At 55.3% G+C, this 15561-nt stretch carries 13 protein-coding genes and 1 pseudogene; 13 read left to right on the forward strand and 1 reads right to left on the reverse strand.

The genetic code is table 11. From position 1 onward, the window contains the following. The first annotated feature begins 71 nt into the window (after nucleotides 1-71). From aroA to KCG39_RS00645, 12 genes and pseudogenes are all read left to right on the forward strand, one after another. The gene (gene aroA / locus KCG39_RS00590) at nucleotides 72-1355 is read left to right on the forward strand and encodes a 3-phosphoshikimate 1-carboxyvinyltransferase (protein WP_004130942.1); all 1284 of its coding nucleotides are present in this window, start codon (nucleotides 72-74) and stop codon (nucleotides 1353-1355) included. Between the two features lie 146 nt (nucleotides 1356-1501). Next, complete coding sequence (loiP, locus tag KCG39_RS00595) at nucleotides 1502-2269, forward strand: metalloprotease LoiP (protein ID WP_004130944.1); 768 nt, start codon at nucleotides 1502-1504, stop codon at nucleotides 2267-2269. 171 nt (nucleotides 2270-2440) lie between these two features. After that, nucleotides 2441-3124: a (d)CMP kinase gene (gene cmk / locus KCG39_RS00600; protein WP_004130946.1), complete on the forward strand. Its 684-nt coding sequence runs from the start codon at nucleotides 2441-2443 to the stop codon at nucleotides 3122-3124. Nucleotides 3125-3261: 137 nt separating this feature from the next. Then, the gene (gene rpsA / locus KCG39_RS00605) at nucleotides 3262-4935 is read left to right on the forward strand and encodes a 30S ribosomal protein S1 (protein WP_004100702.1); all 1674 of its coding nucleotides are present in this window, start codon (nucleotides 3262-3264) and stop codon (nucleotides 4933-4935) included. A gap of 150 nt (nucleotides 4936-5085) precedes the next feature. Next, nucleotides 5086-5373, forward strand: a complete 288-nt coding sequence (gene ihfB, locus KCG39_RS00610; protein WP_004100704.1) for an integration host factor subunit beta — start codon at nucleotides 5086-5088, stop codon at nucleotides 5371-5373. A gap of 215 nt (nucleotides 5374-5588) precedes the next feature. Next, nucleotides 5589-7843, forward strand: a pseudogene (locus KCG39_RS00615) (ComEC family protein). Nucleotides 7844-7888: 45 nt separating this feature from the next. Then, nucleotides 7889-9637, forward strand: coding sequence for a lipid A ABC transporter ATP-binding protein/permease MsbA (gene msbA / locus KCG39_RS00620; RefSeq protein WP_004130949.1), 1749 nt, complete (start codon nucleotides 7889-7891; stop codon nucleotides 9635-9637). Next, nucleotides 9634-10614: a tetraacyldisaccharide 4'-kinase gene (lpxK, locus tag KCG39_RS00625; protein WP_004130950.1), complete on the forward strand. Its 981-nt coding sequence runs from the start codon at nucleotides 9634-9636 to the stop codon at nucleotides 10612-10614. Before msbA ends, lpxK begins: the two co-directional genes overlap by 4 nt. A 46-nt stretch (nucleotides 10615-10660) precedes the next feature. Further along, complete coding sequence (locus KCG39_RS00630) at nucleotides 10661-11890, forward strand: winged helix-turn-helix domain-containing protein (RefSeq protein WP_004130951.1); 1230 nt, start codon at nucleotides 10661-10663, stop codon at nucleotides 11888-11890. 52 nt (nucleotides 11891-11942) lie between these two features. After that, nucleotides 11943-12125 carry a protein YcaR gene (gene ycaR / locus KCG39_RS00635; RefSeq protein ID WP_004130952.1) on the forward strand — a complete coding sequence of 61 codons (183 nt, stop codon included), beginning with the start codon at nucleotides 11943-11945 and terminating at the stop codon, nucleotides 12123-12125. After that, the gene (gene kdsB, locus KCG39_RS00640; RefSeq protein WP_004130953.1) at nucleotides 12122-12868 is read left to right on the forward strand and encodes a 3-deoxy-manno-octulosonate cytidylyltransferase; all 747 of its coding nucleotides are present in this window, start codon (nucleotides 12122-12124) and stop codon (nucleotides 12866-12868) included. The genes ycaR and kdsB overlap by 4 nt, the downstream gene beginning before the upstream one ends. Nucleotides 12869-13009: 141 nt before the next feature. Continuing rightward, the gene (locus KCG39_RS00645; protein WP_004130954.1) at nucleotides 13010-13903 is read left to right on the forward strand and encodes a YcbJ family phosphotransferase; all 894 of its coding nucleotides are present in this window, start codon (nucleotides 13010-13012) and stop codon (nucleotides 13901-13903) included. Here the strand turns inward: KCG39_RS00645 and elyC are convergent. Next, entirely contained in the window at nucleotides 13880-14659 is a 780-nt protein-coding gene (elyC, locus tag KCG39_RS00650; RefSeq protein ID WP_142467766.1) for an envelope biogenesis factor ElyC, read from the reverse strand. The genes KCG39_RS00645 and elyC overlap by 24 nt on opposite strands. Nucleotides 14660-14780: 121 nt before the next feature. On the opposite strand from elyC, the gene cmoM reads away from it, so the two are divergent. Beyond that, a complete protein-coding gene (cmoM, locus tag KCG39_RS00655) occupies nucleotides 14781-15560 on the forward strand; it encodes a tRNA uridine 5-oxyacetic acid(34) methyltransferase CmoM (protein ID WP_004130957.1) in 780 nt (259 codons plus the stop codon). Nucleotide 15561: the final 1 nt, after the last annotated feature.

Below are 15561 nucleotides of genomic sequence, written 5' to 3' on the forward strand. Positions count from 1 at the left end.
CGCTGTCGTGTTTTTCATCCCCGCAGCCGCTCTGCGGGGTTTTTATTCTGTTTGTTTGAGAGTTGAGTTTAATGGAATCCCTGACGTTACAACCCATCGCACGCGTAGATGGCACGATTAACCTGCCCGGGTCCAAGAGTGTCTCTAATCGTGCCTTGCTGCTGGCGGCTTTGGCCCGTGGCACTACGGTGCTGACCAACCTGCTGGATAGCGACGATGTACGCCACATGCTGAATGCCCTGAGCGCACTGGGAGTTCATTATACCCTGTCTTCCGATCGTACCCGCTGTGAAGTCATCGGCAACGGTGGCCCTCTGCAGGCGGCTGAAGCATTAGAACTGTTCCTCGGTAATGCCGGAACGGCGATGCGTCCGCTGGCGGCTGCGTTATGTTTAGGCCGTAACGATATTGTGCTGACCGGCGAGCCGCGAATGAAAGAGCGGCCGATTGGCCACCTGGTTGACGCGCTGCGTCAGGGCGGGGCGCAGATTGATTACCTGGAGCAGGAAAACTACCCGCCGCTGCGTCTGCGTGGCGGTTTCAGCGGCGGCCAGGTTGAAGTGGACGGCAGCGTATCCAGCCAGTTTCTGACCGCGCTCCTGATGACCGCCCCACTGGCGCCTCAGGATACCGTCATCGCGATTAAAGGCGATCTGGTTTCCAAACCCTATATCGATATCACGCTGCATCTGATGAAAACCTTTGGCGTTGAGGTTGAAAACCAGTCTTACCAGCGCTTTATCGTGCGTGGCAATCAACACTACCGCTCGCCGGGCGACTACCTGGTTGAAGGCGATGCCTCCTCGGCATCCTACTTCCTCGCCGCTGGCGCGATCAAAGGCGGTACGGTGAAGGTCACCGGTATTGGCCGTAACAGCGTACAGGGCGATATCCGTTTTGCCGATGTGCTGGAAAAAATGGGCGCAACCGTCACCTGGGGCGATGACTACATTGCCTGCACTCATGGTGAACTGAACGCCATCGATATGGATATGAACCATATTCCGGATGCGGCGATGACGATCGCCACGGCAGCCCTGTTTGCAAAAGGCACCACGACTCTACGCAACATCTATAACTGGCGTGTCAAAGAGACTGACCGTCTGTTTGCTATGGCCACGGAGCTACGTAAAGTGGGAGCAGAGGTTGAAGAGGGGGAGGATTACATCCGCATTACTCCACCTGCGAAGCTTCAGTTTGCTGAGATCGGCACCTATAACGACCATCGTATGGCAATGTGCTTCTCGCTAGTGGCGCTTTCCGATACGCCAGTCACCATCCTTGACCCGAAGTGTACGGCGAAAACGTTTCCGGACTACTTCGAGCAGCTGGCGCGAATCAGTACGCTGGCCTGAGTAACGCGCGTTTAAGGTAAAAACGCCGACCATCGTGTCGGCGTTTTTTATGCCTGCTTGTCGGGCGGGAATCTAAATGCTAGCCTTGGCTGCTTGTAAATGCAGGATTTATAAGCATTTATTATGGTAATCAATGGATGATTGATATGAAAAATACAAAATTAATGCTGGCTTTAGCGGTTTCCGCCACGTTGTTGGCAGGTTGTAAAAATATGCAGGGGATGGACGCCAACGCCCTCGTAAGTTCAGGGATGACGGCCTATAAAGCGGCAACGCTTTCTGACGCTGAAGTCAAAACGCTTTCCGACGATGCCTGTAAGCAAATGGATAGCGAAAATAAAAAGGCCGGCGCTTCAAGTAAGTACACCAAACGCCTGAATAAAATTGCCAAAGCGTTAGGAAATAATATCAATGGAACCCCGGTAAACTATAAGGTTTACATGACATCAGACGTCAACGCCTGGGCAATGGCCAACGGCTGCGTTCGCGTCTATAGCGGCCTGATGGACATGATGACCGATAATGAAGTTGAAGCGGTTCTGGGCCATGAGCTGGGCCACGTAGCGCTGGGACATTCGCGCAAAGCGATGCAAACCGCGTATGCGACTATTGCCGCGCGCGATGCAATTTCATCTACCAGCGAAGCGGCTGCAAGCTTGTCTAAATCGCAGCTGGGCGATATCGCTGAGGGGATGGTTAACTCTGCCTTCTCCCGCTCTCAAGAGTCGGATGCTGATGATTTCTCCTACGATCTGCTGAAAAAGCGCAACATCAGCACTCAGGGGCTGGTGGGAAGCTTCGACAAACTGGCCAGCCTTGACGCCGGCCACAGTAAATCTCTGTTCGATTCACACCCGCCTTCAGCTGAACGCGCGCAGCATATCCGTGACCGTATCGCTGAAGATAAAAAGTAAAACTGCGTTATCTTCCGGGCTGATACTCCATCAGCCCGCTATAATTGCACAATTCTTCCGCATTAGATTTCCACTTATCCGTAATTTAAAAGCAATACTCACTTTCCGTCGTAGAGATGCGTATAATGCGCGGCGTTTATATATTTATGCGCCTTGCTGAAGGAGAAAAAGATGACGGCAACAGTTCCGGTAATCACCATTGATGGGCCTGGCGGTGCGGGCAAAGGCACGTTATGCAAGGCAATGGCAGAAACGCTGGGCTGGCATCTGCTCGATTCTGGGGCGATTTATCGCGTGCTTGCTCTCGCTGCGCTGCATCACCATGTTGATGTGGAATCCGAAGAGGCGCTGGTGCCGCTGGCTGCGCACCTGGATGTTCGTTTTGTCTCCACTGACGGCAGCCTGGAAGTGGTGCTGGAGGGAGAGGACGTCAGCGCTGAAATTCGCACGCAGGATGTTGCCAACACGGCATCTAAAGTGGCTGCCTTTCCGCGCGTGCGTGAAGCGTTGCTGCGTCGTCAGCGGGCCTTCCGCGAATTGCCTGGCCTGATCGCCGACGGGCGCGATATGGGAACTGTCGTATTCCCTGATGCGCCAGTGAAAATTTTCCTTGACGCCTCCGCGGAGGAACGTGCTCATCGCCGCATGCTCCAGTTGCAGGAGAAGGGCTTTAGTGTTAACTTTGATCGCCTTTTATCCGAGATAAAAGAGCGCGACGATCGCGACCGCAATCGTACAGTCGCGCCCCTGATCCCGGCTGTCGATGCTTTAGTTCTTGATTCAACAGAACTAAACATTGAGCAAGTGATTGAAAAAGCGCTACACTATGCGCGCGAAAAACTGGCTTCCGCTTAATCGTCTTATCGATAAAGCACAACAGCCTCCGAATTATAGCAGTACCCCCGCAGCAATGGAGTGTTAGCGGGTATGTTAAACAACCCCATCCGGCATGGAGCCAGGTGGACGTTAAATATGAAACCTGAAGATTAAACATGACTGAATCTTTTGCTCAACTATTTGAAGAATCCTTAAAAACAATCGAAACCCGTCCGGGTTCCATCGTTCGTGGTGTTGTTGTTGCTATCGACAAAGACGTAGTACTGGTTGACGCCGGTCTGAAATCTGAGTCTGCCATTCCGGCAGAGCAGTTCAAAAACGCCCAGGGCGAGCTGGAAATCCAGGTTGGTGACGAAGTTGACGTTGCTCTGGATGCAGTAGAAGACGGCTTCGGTGAAACCCTGCTGTCCCGTGAGAAAGCTAAACGTCACGAAGCTTGGATCACGCTGGAAAAAGCTTACGAAGACGCTGAAACTGTAGTCGGTATTATCAACGGCAAAGTTAAAGGTGGCTTCACTGTTGAGCTGAATGGTATTCGTGCGTTCCTGCCGGGCTCCCTGGTAGACGTTCGTCCGGTGCGCGATACGCTGCACCTGGAAGGCAAAGAGCTTGAATTCAAAGTCATCAAGCTGGACCAGAAACGTAACAACGTTGTTGTTTCTCGTCGTGCCGTTATCGAATCCGAAAACAGCGCAGAGCGCGATCAGCTGCTGGAAAACCTGCAGGAAGGCATGGAAGTTAAAGGTATCGTTAAGAACCTCACTGACTACGGTGCATTCGTTGATCTGGGCGGCGTTGACGGCCTGCTGCACATTACCGATATGGCATGGAAACGCGTTAAGCATCCGAGCGAAATCGTAAACGTTGGCGATGAAATCACTGTTAAAGTGCTGAAGTTCGACCGCGAACGTACTCGTGTATCTCTGGGCCTGAAACAGCTGGGCGAAGATCCGTGGGTAGCTATCGCTAAACGTTATCCGGAAGGTACCAAGCTGACCGGTCGCGTGACCAACCTGACCGACTACGGCTGCTTCGTTGAAATCGAAGAAGGCGTTGAAGGCCTGGTTCACGTTTCCGAAATGGACTGGACCAACAAAAACATCCACCCGTCCAAAGTTGTTAACGTTGGCGATGTAGTGGAAGTTATGGTTCTGGATATCGACGAAGAACGTCGTCGTATCTCTCTGGGCCTGAAGCAGTGCAAAAACAACCCATGGCAGCAGTTCGCGGAAACCCACAACAAGGGCGACCGTGTTGAAGGTAAAATCAAGTCTATCACTGACTTCGGTATCTTCATCGGCCTGGACGGCGGCATCGATGGCCTGGTTCACCTGTCTGACATCTCCTGGAACGTTGCAGGCGAAGAAGCAGTTCGTGAATACAAAAAAGGCGACGAAATCGCAGCAGTTGTTCTGCAGGTTGACGCAGAGCGTGAGCGTATCTCTCTGGGCGTTAAACAGCTCGCAGAAGATCCGTTCAACAACTGGGTTGCACTGAACAAGAAAGGCGCAATCGTAAACGGTAAAGTTACTGCAGTTGACGCTAAAGGCGCAACCGTAGAGCTGGCTGACGGCGTTGAAGGTTACCTGCGCGCTTCTGAAGCTTCCCGTGACCGCGTTGAAGATGCAACTCTGGTTCTGAGCGTTGGCGACGACGTTGAAGCTAAATTCACCGGCGTTGATCGTAAAAACCGCGCAATCAGCCTGTCTGTTCGTGCGAAAGACGAAGCTGATGAGAAAGATGCAATCGCAACTGTTAACAAACAGGAAGATGCAAACTTCTCTAACAACGCAATGGCTGAAGCTTTCAAAGCAGCTAAAGGCGAGTAATCTCAGTCTTTCGGGTTACAACAACCTGAATTATGACGAGTTTACTTGACAGATTGCGGGATTCGTCCTGTAATCAAGCACAAAGGGCGGCTACGGCCGCCCTTGTTTAAGCTGTTAGCTAATTTTGCCTTGAAGGAAACCGGAGGAATAATGACCAAGTCAGAATTGATAGAAAGACTTGCCAGCCAGCAATCTCACATTCCTGCGAAAGCAGTGGAAGATGCTGTTAAAGAAATGCTGGAGCATATGGCCTCAACGCTTGCTCAAGGCGAGCGTATTGAAATCCGCGGTTTCGGCAGCTTCTCTCTGCATTATCGAGCACCTCGCACCGGGCGTAACCCAAAGACTGGCGATAAAGTGGAACTGGAAGGTAAATACGTTCCCCACTTTAAGCCGGGCAAAGAATTACGTGACCGCGCCAATATTTACGAAGAGTAAGTTTCGCCGATTGGCGACAACCTACTTAAACGTTAAAAAAGCACCCTCGGGTGCTTTTTTTATGCCTTTAAATCTCTCTTTGAAGCTACCTCGCAAAACCCAGGTCCTTTTGCACCAGAAAAGTAAATTCTCTGGATAGCGCGATGCAGTTTCTCGCCGTCCTCAGAGACAGCCTTCCTGTTTAGCGTAACACTCCCTCTGACAGGGAGGTGCTCATGCGTTTACCACAACTTGCGGGCTGCGTGATTATCGCAATCCTGCCGCTGCTCTGGTTGCCCATTCTGCCCGGGCGGTGGGTTACCTGGGGGTTAATGGTCCTGGCTCTACTCATTGCGCAATGTCGATGCAGACCTGCGCAATACGCGGCATTGATAACGCTGTTTTTTGTCTGGGGAGTGCTCAGCGCCCGCCAGACGCTATGGCCGACAGAGAGGTTAACGGACAGAAATCTGCGGGTTGAAGTTGAGCTGACAGCAACGGACGGGCAGACAACGCATCAGGGCAAAATTATTCGTCTGGATGGGCGGCGGCTGTTTCCTGCTCCGGGGATTAGCCTCTACGGCAACTATCTGCCAGAAACGCCCTGCGCAGGCCAGGTTTGGGCCATGACGCTGCGGGCGCGTCCGGTCCACGGTCAGCTCAATGATGGTGGGTTTGATAGCCAACGCTACGCATTATCGCAGCATCGTCCGTTAACCGGGCGCTTTATCACGGCTGAAATCCGGGAGCGGAACTGCAGTTTGCGAGCGCGTTATCTGGCTTCGCTGAATCACACCCTGGCCGCGTTGCCATGGCAATCGGTGATGCTAGGGTTAGGCAGGGGGAGCGTCTGGCGATACCGCGCGAGATAAAATCCCTGATGCAGGAAACCGGCATATCGCACCTGATGGCGATTTCTGGCTTACATATCGCGCTGGGGGCTTCTCTGGGCTGGTTGCTGCTCAGGGGCGCGCAATTCTTTCTCCCGTGCCGCTGGCTTGGCTGGCGAGCGCCGCTGCTCGTTGGCCTGGCGAGCGCGATATTTTACGCCGGGCTGACCGGCATGCAGCCGCCCGCGCTGCGCACCTGCGTTGCGCTGGCTGCGGGCTGCGCGCTAAGGCTATCCGGAAAACGCTGGTCGCCATGGCAGCTATGGGTCTGCTGCATTGGCGCAATACTGTTTGCCGATCCGCTGGCGATGTTATCCGAAAGCCTCTGGCTCTCCGCGTTCGCCGTAGCGGCGCTTATTTTTTTGTATCAACTGGCGCCGATGCCGGGCGGCAAAAAGAACTGGCTACTGCGTCAAAGCCTGGCGTTATGCCACCTGCAGATCGGATTGATGTTCCTGCTCGCTCCTCTACAGATTGCTCTGTTTCACGGTATAAGCTTAACGTCGGTGGTCGCCAACTTTATCGCCGTGCCTCTGGTGACCTTTGTCGTCGTCCCGTTGATCCTGGCTGCCATGTTTTTACACCTCTGCGCGCCGTCTATCATTGAGATGGCGGTCTGGCAATCAGCGGACAGGATCCTGGCTGCCTTATTCTGGTTATTACGCCAGCTGCCGCCCGGCTGGCTGGGGCTCGACGCTCGCTGGCTTGGGATAAGCATAGTGCCGTGGCTGGCGTTGATCGTCTGGCGATTTCATGCCTGGCGGACGGCGCCCGCATTTTGCTTAACCTGCCTCGTGCTGCTGAGCAGGCCGTTCTGGCGAAGCGCCTCAGTTGACGAATGGCGAGCCACTATGCTGGACGTAGGGCAGGGGCTGGCGGTGGTCATCGAACGTCAGGGCGCAGCGTTTCTTTATGACACCGGGCTTGCCTGGCCTGATGGCGACAGCGGCCAGCAGATTATTATCCCTTGGTTACGCTGGCATCATTTGCAGTTGGAGGGGATCGTTCTCAGCCACGAGCATCTCGATCACCGCGGTGGGCTCAACTCAGTGTTAAAAGCATGGCCGCAGACAGAGGTGCGAAGTCCGTTGGGCTGGGCTGGTCATTTAGCGTGCCGGCGCGGGGAAACCTGGCAGTGGCGAGGCTTAACCTTCCGCGCGCTCTGGCCGCTGCCCGGCGCGACAAAAACGGGAAACAATCGCTCTTGCGTGGTGCGAATTGATGACGGGAAGTACAGTATTCTGCTGACCGGGGATATTGAAACGCCGGCGGAGCTGGCGATGATTAGCCACTACTGGCAGCATCTTGCGTCTACACTTATCCAGGTTCCGCACCACGGCAGTAATACCTCGTCAGGGATAGCCCTGCTGCGGAGCGTTGGTGGCAAGGCGGCGCTTGCTTCCGCTTCCCGCTATAACGCCTGGCGTATGCCATCAACGAAAGTGATTCAGCGCTACCGAAATCAGAGTTATCAATGGTTCGATACGCCGCATCAGGGGCAAATTACGGTTGTTTTTTCCCCGGACGGCTGGCAAATCTATGGCTTAAGGGATCAAGTTTTACCTCGTTGGTATCATCAGTGGTTTGGCGGGAAGGCGTAGAACGGGTAGAATATGCGGCTATTTCAACACAAGCTGGTTTATTGAATGCAGAACGATAAAGATCTTTCCACGTGGCAGACCTTCCGCCGACTCTGGCCGATTATAGCGCCGTTTAAACCCGGGCTAATCGTTGCAGCGGTAGCGTTAGTGCTTAACGCGGCTAGTGATACCTTCATGCTATCGCTTCTTAAACCGTTATTGGATGATGGTTTTGGTAAAACGGATCGCTCCGTGCTGATATGGATGCCGTTGGTGGTGATCGGGTTAATGATTCTGCGCGGCATTACCAGCTACGTTTCAAGCTACTGTATTTCCTGGGTATCCGGCAAAGTCGTGATGACGATGCGCCGTCGTTTATTCAGCCATATGATGGGGATGCCGGTTGCCTTTTTTGACAAACAGTCCACCGGAACGCTTTTATCGCGTATTACCTATGATTCTGAGCAGGTCGCGTCTTCTTCCTCCAGCGCGCTGATTACCGTTGTGCGTGAAGGCGCATCGATTATTGGTCTGTTCGTCATGATGTTCTACTACAGCTGGCAACTGTCGGTCATTCTGATCGTGCTGGCGCCGATTGTGTCTATTGCTATTCGCGTGGTATCGAAGCGTTTTCGTAATATCAGCAAAAATATGCAGAACACCATGGGCCAGGTGACGACTAGCGCAGAGCAGATGCTGAAAGGGCATAAAGAAGTGCTGATGTTTGGCGGTCAGGCCGTCGAAACCAAACGTTTTGATAAAGTCAGCAATAAAATGCGCCTGCAGGGGATGAAAATGGTCTCCGCGTCGTCAATTTCTGACCCGATTATTCAGCTGATCGCCTCTCTGGCCTTGGCTTTCGTGCTCTATGCTGCCAGCTTCCCGAGCGTGATGGAGACGCTGACGGCCGGGACTATCACCGTTGTTTTCTCCTCGATGATCGCGCTGATGCGCCCGCTGAAGTCGCTGACTAACGTCAACGCGCAGTTCCAGCGCGGGATGGCCGCTTGTCAGACGCTTTTCGCTATCCTTGACTCCGAGCAGGAGAAAGATGAAGGCACGCGGATTATCGAACGTGCGAAGGGCAACCTCGAATTTAAAAACGTCACCTTCAGATACCCGGGACGTGAAGTCGCCGCGCTGCGCAATATTGACCTGAATATTCCTGAAGGGAAAACCGTGGCGCTGGTAGGGCGCTCGGGTTCGGGTAAATCGACCATCGCCAGCCTGATTACGCGTTTCTACGATGTCGATGATGGGCAGATCTTGCTGGACGGCCACGACCTGCGTGAATACACCCTGAGCTCCCTGCGCGATCAGGTTGCGCTGGTGTCGCAAAATGTTCATCTCTTTAACGATACCGTAGCGAATAACATCGCCTATGCGCGTACCGAAGAGTACAGCCGCGAGCAGATAGAAGAAGCCGCTCGTATGGCTTATGCCATGGACTTTATCAACAAAATGGACAATGGCCTGGATACGATTATCGGTGAAAACGGCGTGATGCTTTCCGGCGGCCAGCGTCAGCGTATCGCAATCGCTCGCGCCCTGCTGCGTAACAGCCCGATCCTGATCCTCGACGAAGCCACATCGGCGCTGGATACCGAATCCGAACGCGCGATTCAGGCCGCGCTGGACGAACTGCAGAAAAACCGCACCTCGCTGGTTATTGCCCACCGTCTGTCGACGATTGAGCAGGCTGATGAGATCGTGGTGGTGGAAGATGGCCAGATCGTTGAACGCGGTAGTCATACCGATCTGCTTGAGCACAAGGGCGTCTACGCTCAGCTGCATAAGATGCAGTTCGGCGCATGATTGCTCGCATCTGGTCCGGCGAGTCGCCATTATGGCGGCTGCTGCTTCCGCTCTCCTGGCTCTATGGCCTGGTGAGCGGGTTGATACGGCTTAGCTATAAACTGGGCTGGCGAAAAGCCTGGCGAGCGCCGGTGCCGGTCGTGGTGGTGGGTAACCTGACCGCAGGCGGCAATGGTAAAACGCCGGTTGTCGTCTGGCTGGTGGAACAGCTCCAGCTGCACGGTATTCGCGTTGGCGTCGTTTCTCGCGGCTACGGCGGTAAAGCGGCGAGCTATCCGCTGCTGCTTAATCCGAATACCCGCACCGGGGAAGCGGGGGATGAGCCGGTACTGATTTACCAGCGTACCGGCGCGCCGGTTGCCGTCTCGCCGGTACGCAGCGATGCGGTACAGGCCCTGCTCGCCGCTCACGATCTTCAGCTTATCGTCACTGATGATGGCCTACAGCACTATAAGCTGGCACGCGACAAAGAAATTGTGGTGATTGACGGCGTGCGCCGTTTTGGCAATGGCTGGTGGCTGCCTGCCGGCCCCATGCGAGAGCGCGCTTCGCGGTTACGCAGCGTGGATGCGGTTATCGTTAACGGCGGTCTCGCCCGTCAGGGAGAGATCCCGATGCAGCTTCGCCCCGGGCAGGCGGTAAATCTGCTGACCGGTGAACGCCGGGATGCGGCGGCATTGGGCAACGTGGTGGCGATGGCCGGAATCGGCCACCCGCCGCGCTTCTTCGCCACTCTTGAAAGCTGCGGCGTCAGGCCGGTAAAAACTGTCGCCTTAGCCGATCATCAGGCATTGGCGCCGAGCGCAGTTGCCGCTCTGGCGACGCTGCAGCAAAACCTGCTGATGACCGAAAAAGATGCGGTGAAGTGCCGCGAGTTTGCTCAGGCAAACTGGTGGTATCTCCCGGTCGACGCGATAATGACTGATGAACGCGCGCAGCGGTTGCTCACTGATTTAATTACGCTGGCGCAACGCTGATTTTGACCATCACCGCTTGCGCCGGAACCCTTAACGGAGAAGCTGCATGCCGGTATTGTCCCTCTCGCTCAAAGAAGCCCGCCATCTCCACCTTGCCGCACAGGGGCTGCTAAAAAAGCCCCGTCGCCGCGCAAAGCCCGGGGATATTCTGCAGACCATTAAGCAGATGTCCCTGCTGCAAATCGATACCATCAACGTTGTTGCGCGCAGTCCTTATCTGGTGCTGTTCAGCCGCCTCGGCCACTATCCGCAGCGCTGGCTGGACGAGGCGCTCCGCGCCGGTGAGCTGATGGAGTATTGGGCGCACGAAGCCTGCTTTTTACCGCGCAGCGACTTTTCGCTGGTGCGTCACCGCATGCTGACGCCCGATAAAATGGGCTGGAAATATCACCAGGCATGGATGACCGAGCACGCCGAGGGCATTCAGGAGTTGCTGGCCTATATTGCCGAAAATGGCCCGGTTCGCTCGGCCGACTTCGAGCATCCTCGCAAAGGCGCCAGCGGATGGTGGGAGTGGAAGCCGCATAAGCGCCATCTCGAAGGCTTATTCACCGCCGGTGAAGTGATGGTTATCGAGCGGCGTAATTTTCAGCGCGTTTACGATTTGACGAATCGGGTCATGCCTAACTGGGACGATGCGCGAGACGGGCTATCTCAGGAGCAGGCCGAAGCCATTATGTTACGCAATAGCGCTCGTAGCCTGGGGATTTTTCGTGCGCAGTGGCTGGCGGATTATTATCGTCTGCGTCAGCCCTCGCTACCGCTGCTGCTGGCGAGTTGGCAGGACGAGGAGCTGGTGGTGCCGGTTAACGTTGAGACGCTGGGCGAAATGTGGCTCCACCGTGATGCCCTGACGCTGCTGGAGTCCTCTCCCGCCGGTAGGCTCGCCGCAAGTCACAGCGCCGTGCTTTCGCCTTTCGATCCGGTTGTATGGGATCGCAAACGAGCTGAACAGCTGTTTAGCTTTACCTATCGGCTGGAGTGCTATACCCCCGCGCCGAAACGGCAGTATGGCTATTTCGTATTACCGCTGCTGCACCAGGGAAGACTGGTTGGCAGAATGGATAGCAAAATGCACCGCAAAACCGGCGTTCTGGAAATTATCGCCCTGTGGCTGGAGGAGGGGGTAAAGGTGACGTCCGGGCTGGAGAAAGGGCTTAAACGTGCAATCGATGATTTTGCCCTCTGGCAGGACGCCACGCGAGTGTCCTGCGGACGACTACCTCCGGCGCTTTTTGCCGGCCTGCAACAGGGTTGGGAAATTGACGCCGCCTGAGCCCACGTGTGGTATGCTGCTGAAGAATCTATTCGGTCCATCTGGAGGAATCATGGATCACCGTTTACTTGAAATTATCGCCTGTCCGGTTTGTAACGGTAAGCTGTATTACAGCCAGGATAAGCAAGAACTGATCTGCAAACTTGATCGCCTGGCTTTTCCGCTGCGTGAAGGCATTCCCGTACTGCTGGAAACCGAAGCCCGCCCGCTTCCTGTAGAAGAGAGCCAGTCATGAGTTTCGTGGTTATCATCCCCGCGCGCTTTGCTTCTACCCGCCTGCCAGGGAAACCGCTCCAGGATATCAACGGCAAGCCGATGATTGTCCATGTTCTGGAACGCGCTCGCGAATCCGGGGCCGAGCGGATTATCGTTGCTACCGACCATCCAGACGTGGCACGCGCGGTGGAAGCCGCCGGTGGCGAAGTCTGCATGACGCGTGAAGATCATCAGTCCGGTACCGAACGCCTTGCCGAGGTGGTCGAAAAATGCGCCTTCAGCGATGATACCATCATCGTTAACATTCAGGGCGACGAGCCGATGATCCCGCCAGCTATCGTGCGTCAGGTAGCCGAAAATCTGGCGGCAAGTACGAGCGGTATGGCGACCTTAGCGGTGCCAATCCACGATGCGGAAGAAGCGTTTAATCCGAATGCGGTGAAGGTTGTGATGGATGCTGAGGGCTATGCGCTCTACTTCTCACGCGCCACCATTCCGTGGGATCGCGACCGTTTCGCCAAATCCCGCGAGACTATCGGTGATTCGCTGCTGCGTCATATCGGTATTTATGGCTATCGCGCCGGATTTATCCGCCGCTATGTGAGCTGGACGCCGAGCCCGCTGGAGCAAATAGAGATGCTCGAGCAGCTGCGCGTGCTGTGGTACGGCGAAAAAATCCATGTCGCGGTGGCGAAAGTGGTTCCCGGTACAGGTGTCGATACACCGGAAGATCTGGAGCGCGTTCGCGCGGAGCTGCGTTAATCCCCCCATCCCCTCCGCGAGGAGGGGATATCCCCAGGCCGTTATTCCATACTTTTTTACGTCAATTTTGATCTCACCCGATGACAACCCCTGCGCAGGCGCTCATTATGAAACCGGTAGTTTTCATAGGGGTAATCAGAAATGGAACAGTTGCGTACCGAGCTGAGCCACCTGCTGGGTGAAAAACTAAGCCGCGTGGAGTGCGTCAGCGAGAAACCCTCGTCGGCGCTGTGGTCGCTATATGATGCACAGGGAAACCCAATGCCGCTGCTGGCGCGCAGCTTTACGACGCCGGGGATAGCGCGGCAGCTGGCGTGGAAAATATCGACCCTCGCGCGAAGCGGCACCGTGCGTATGCCGGTTGTCTACGGCGTAATGACGCATGAAGAGCATCCCGGCCCCGATGTTCTGCTGATCGAACGGCTGCGCGGCGTCTCGGTTGAAGCCCCCGCACGTACGCCAGAGCGCTGGGAGCAGCTGCAGGAGCAGATCGTTGAAGCGCTGCTGGCCTGGCACCGCCAGGACAGCGGCGGCTGCGTCGGGATGGTCGATAGTACTCAGGAAAACCTCTGGCCGTACTGGTATCGCCAGCGTGTGGAGGTGCTATGGAGCACGCTGAATCTTTATCAGGATACCGGCCTGACGATGCAGGATAAACGCATTCTGTTCCGCACCCGCGAATGCCTTATGGATTTGTTTAAAGATTTCAATGATAACTGCGTGCTGGTACACGGTAGCTTCACGCTGCGCAGCATGCTTAAAGATCCGCGCAGCGATCAGCTGCTGGCGATGGTAGGGCCGGGCATGATGCTCTGGGCGCCGCGGGAATATGAGCTATTCCGTCTGGCCGATAGCGGTCAGGAAGAGGAGCTGCTGTGGCACTATCTCCGGCGGGCGCCGGTGGCGGAAGCGTTTCTCTGGCGGCGCTGGCTGTATCTGCTGTGGGACGAAGTGGATAATCTGGTGAATACCGGGCGCTTTGACCGCACCCGGTTTGATCTGGCGGCAAAATCAATCCTGCCCTGGATCGCCTGAGGATCCTTTCAGCCATTGCCAGATACGGCCTAACGCTTCGTAACCCACCCGATCGCTATGCATGAGCCAAACGGGCGAAGGGATTGCCCGTTCCCATGGGTTGAGCGGTGACTCAATCGCCAGCTGGTTAGCCGGTGCGGGCAGGGGGGTTAGCCCGGCGCGGCGAAAGAAAATCATCGCCCGTGGCAGATGCGAAGCGGAGGTAACCAGCAGGAACGGCGCATCGCCTATCGCCTCCTTCACCACGGCGGCTTCTTCTTCGGTATCTTTGGGTTTATCCAGAACGATGATTTCGCTGCGCGGTATCCCCAGGCTCTCGGCAACTCTGGCCCCGGCTTCCGCCGTGCTGACCGGATTCGTTTTTGCCGCGGCGCCGGTAAAAATGAGTTTCGAGCCCGGGTTTTCATACCACAGGCGGATTCCTTCCGTCAGCCGTGGCAGACTGTTGTTGATGAGATTTGAGCTGGGGGCCCAGCTCGAGTTCCAGGTGTAGCCGCCGCCAAGCACGACGACATACTGCACACGCTTTTCATCTCTCCACGTCGGGTATTTATCTTCAATCGGCTTTAGCAGGCTATCGGCTACGGGTTGCAGGCTCAACAGCAGTAACAGTAGCCAGCCGAGGCTGACGCAGAGCTTGCCGGTGCGCTGGAAACGGCTAAACCACAGAAGCGCAATCCCGAGTGCAATCAGCAACAGCAGCAGGGGAAGCGGCAGCAGCATACCGCCTAAAACCTTTTTCAGCGTAAAAAGCATGCCGTACGGTTCCTTTTTTAACCATCTAACCAAAGATATACCCGGATCTTACAACAGATCGCTTCATTCTCCGCGCGGGTATGACAAAATAGCGGCTTTGTGTTGGCGTGTGGAGTCACCCGTGCAGGATCGTAATTTCGATGATATTGCTGAAAAGTTTTCGCGCAATATATATGGCACCACCAAAGGCCAGCTGCGGCAGGCGATCCTCTGGCAGGATCTGCAACCGCTGCTGAAGCAACTGGGACCAGGGCCATTGCGAGTTCTTGACGCGGGCGGCGGCGAAGGGCAGACGGCGATCAAAGTGGCGGAAATGGGCCATCACGTCACGTTATGCGATCTTTCCGGTGAAATGGTGGCTCGCGCCAGGCAAGCGGCTGCCGATAAAGGTGTGATCGACAACATGCATTTTGTACAATGCGCGGCTCAGGATATTGAGCAGCATTTGGAAAGTCCGGTCGATCTGATACTGTTTCATGCGGTGCTGGAATGGGTAGCCGAACCTCAGGCGATGTTGCGTACGCTGTGGGCGATGCTACGTCCCGGCGGCGCGTTGTCGCTGATGTTCTACAATGCTAACGGTCTGTTGATGCACAATATGGTCGCCGGAAATCTCGACTATGTGCAAATCGGCATGCCGAAAAAGAAAAAACGCACGCTGTCGCCGGACTATCCGCGCGATCCGCAGCAGGTTTACGGCTGGCTGGAAGAGATTGGCTGGCAGATTACCGGTAAGACAGGCGTACGGGTGTTTCATGATTATCTGCGTGAAAAACACCAACAGCACGACAAATTTGCGGCGCTGCTGGAGCTGGAAACGCGCTACTGTCGCCAGGAGCCGTATATTAGCTTAGGCCGTTATATTCACGTCACCGCGCTTAAGCCGCAGATGCAAGGATAAA

The organism is Klebsiella pasteurii, from assembly GCF_018139045.1.
GTDB lineage: Bacteria > Pseudomonadota > Gammaproteobacteria > Enterobacterales > Enterobacteriaceae > Klebsiella > Klebsiella grimontii.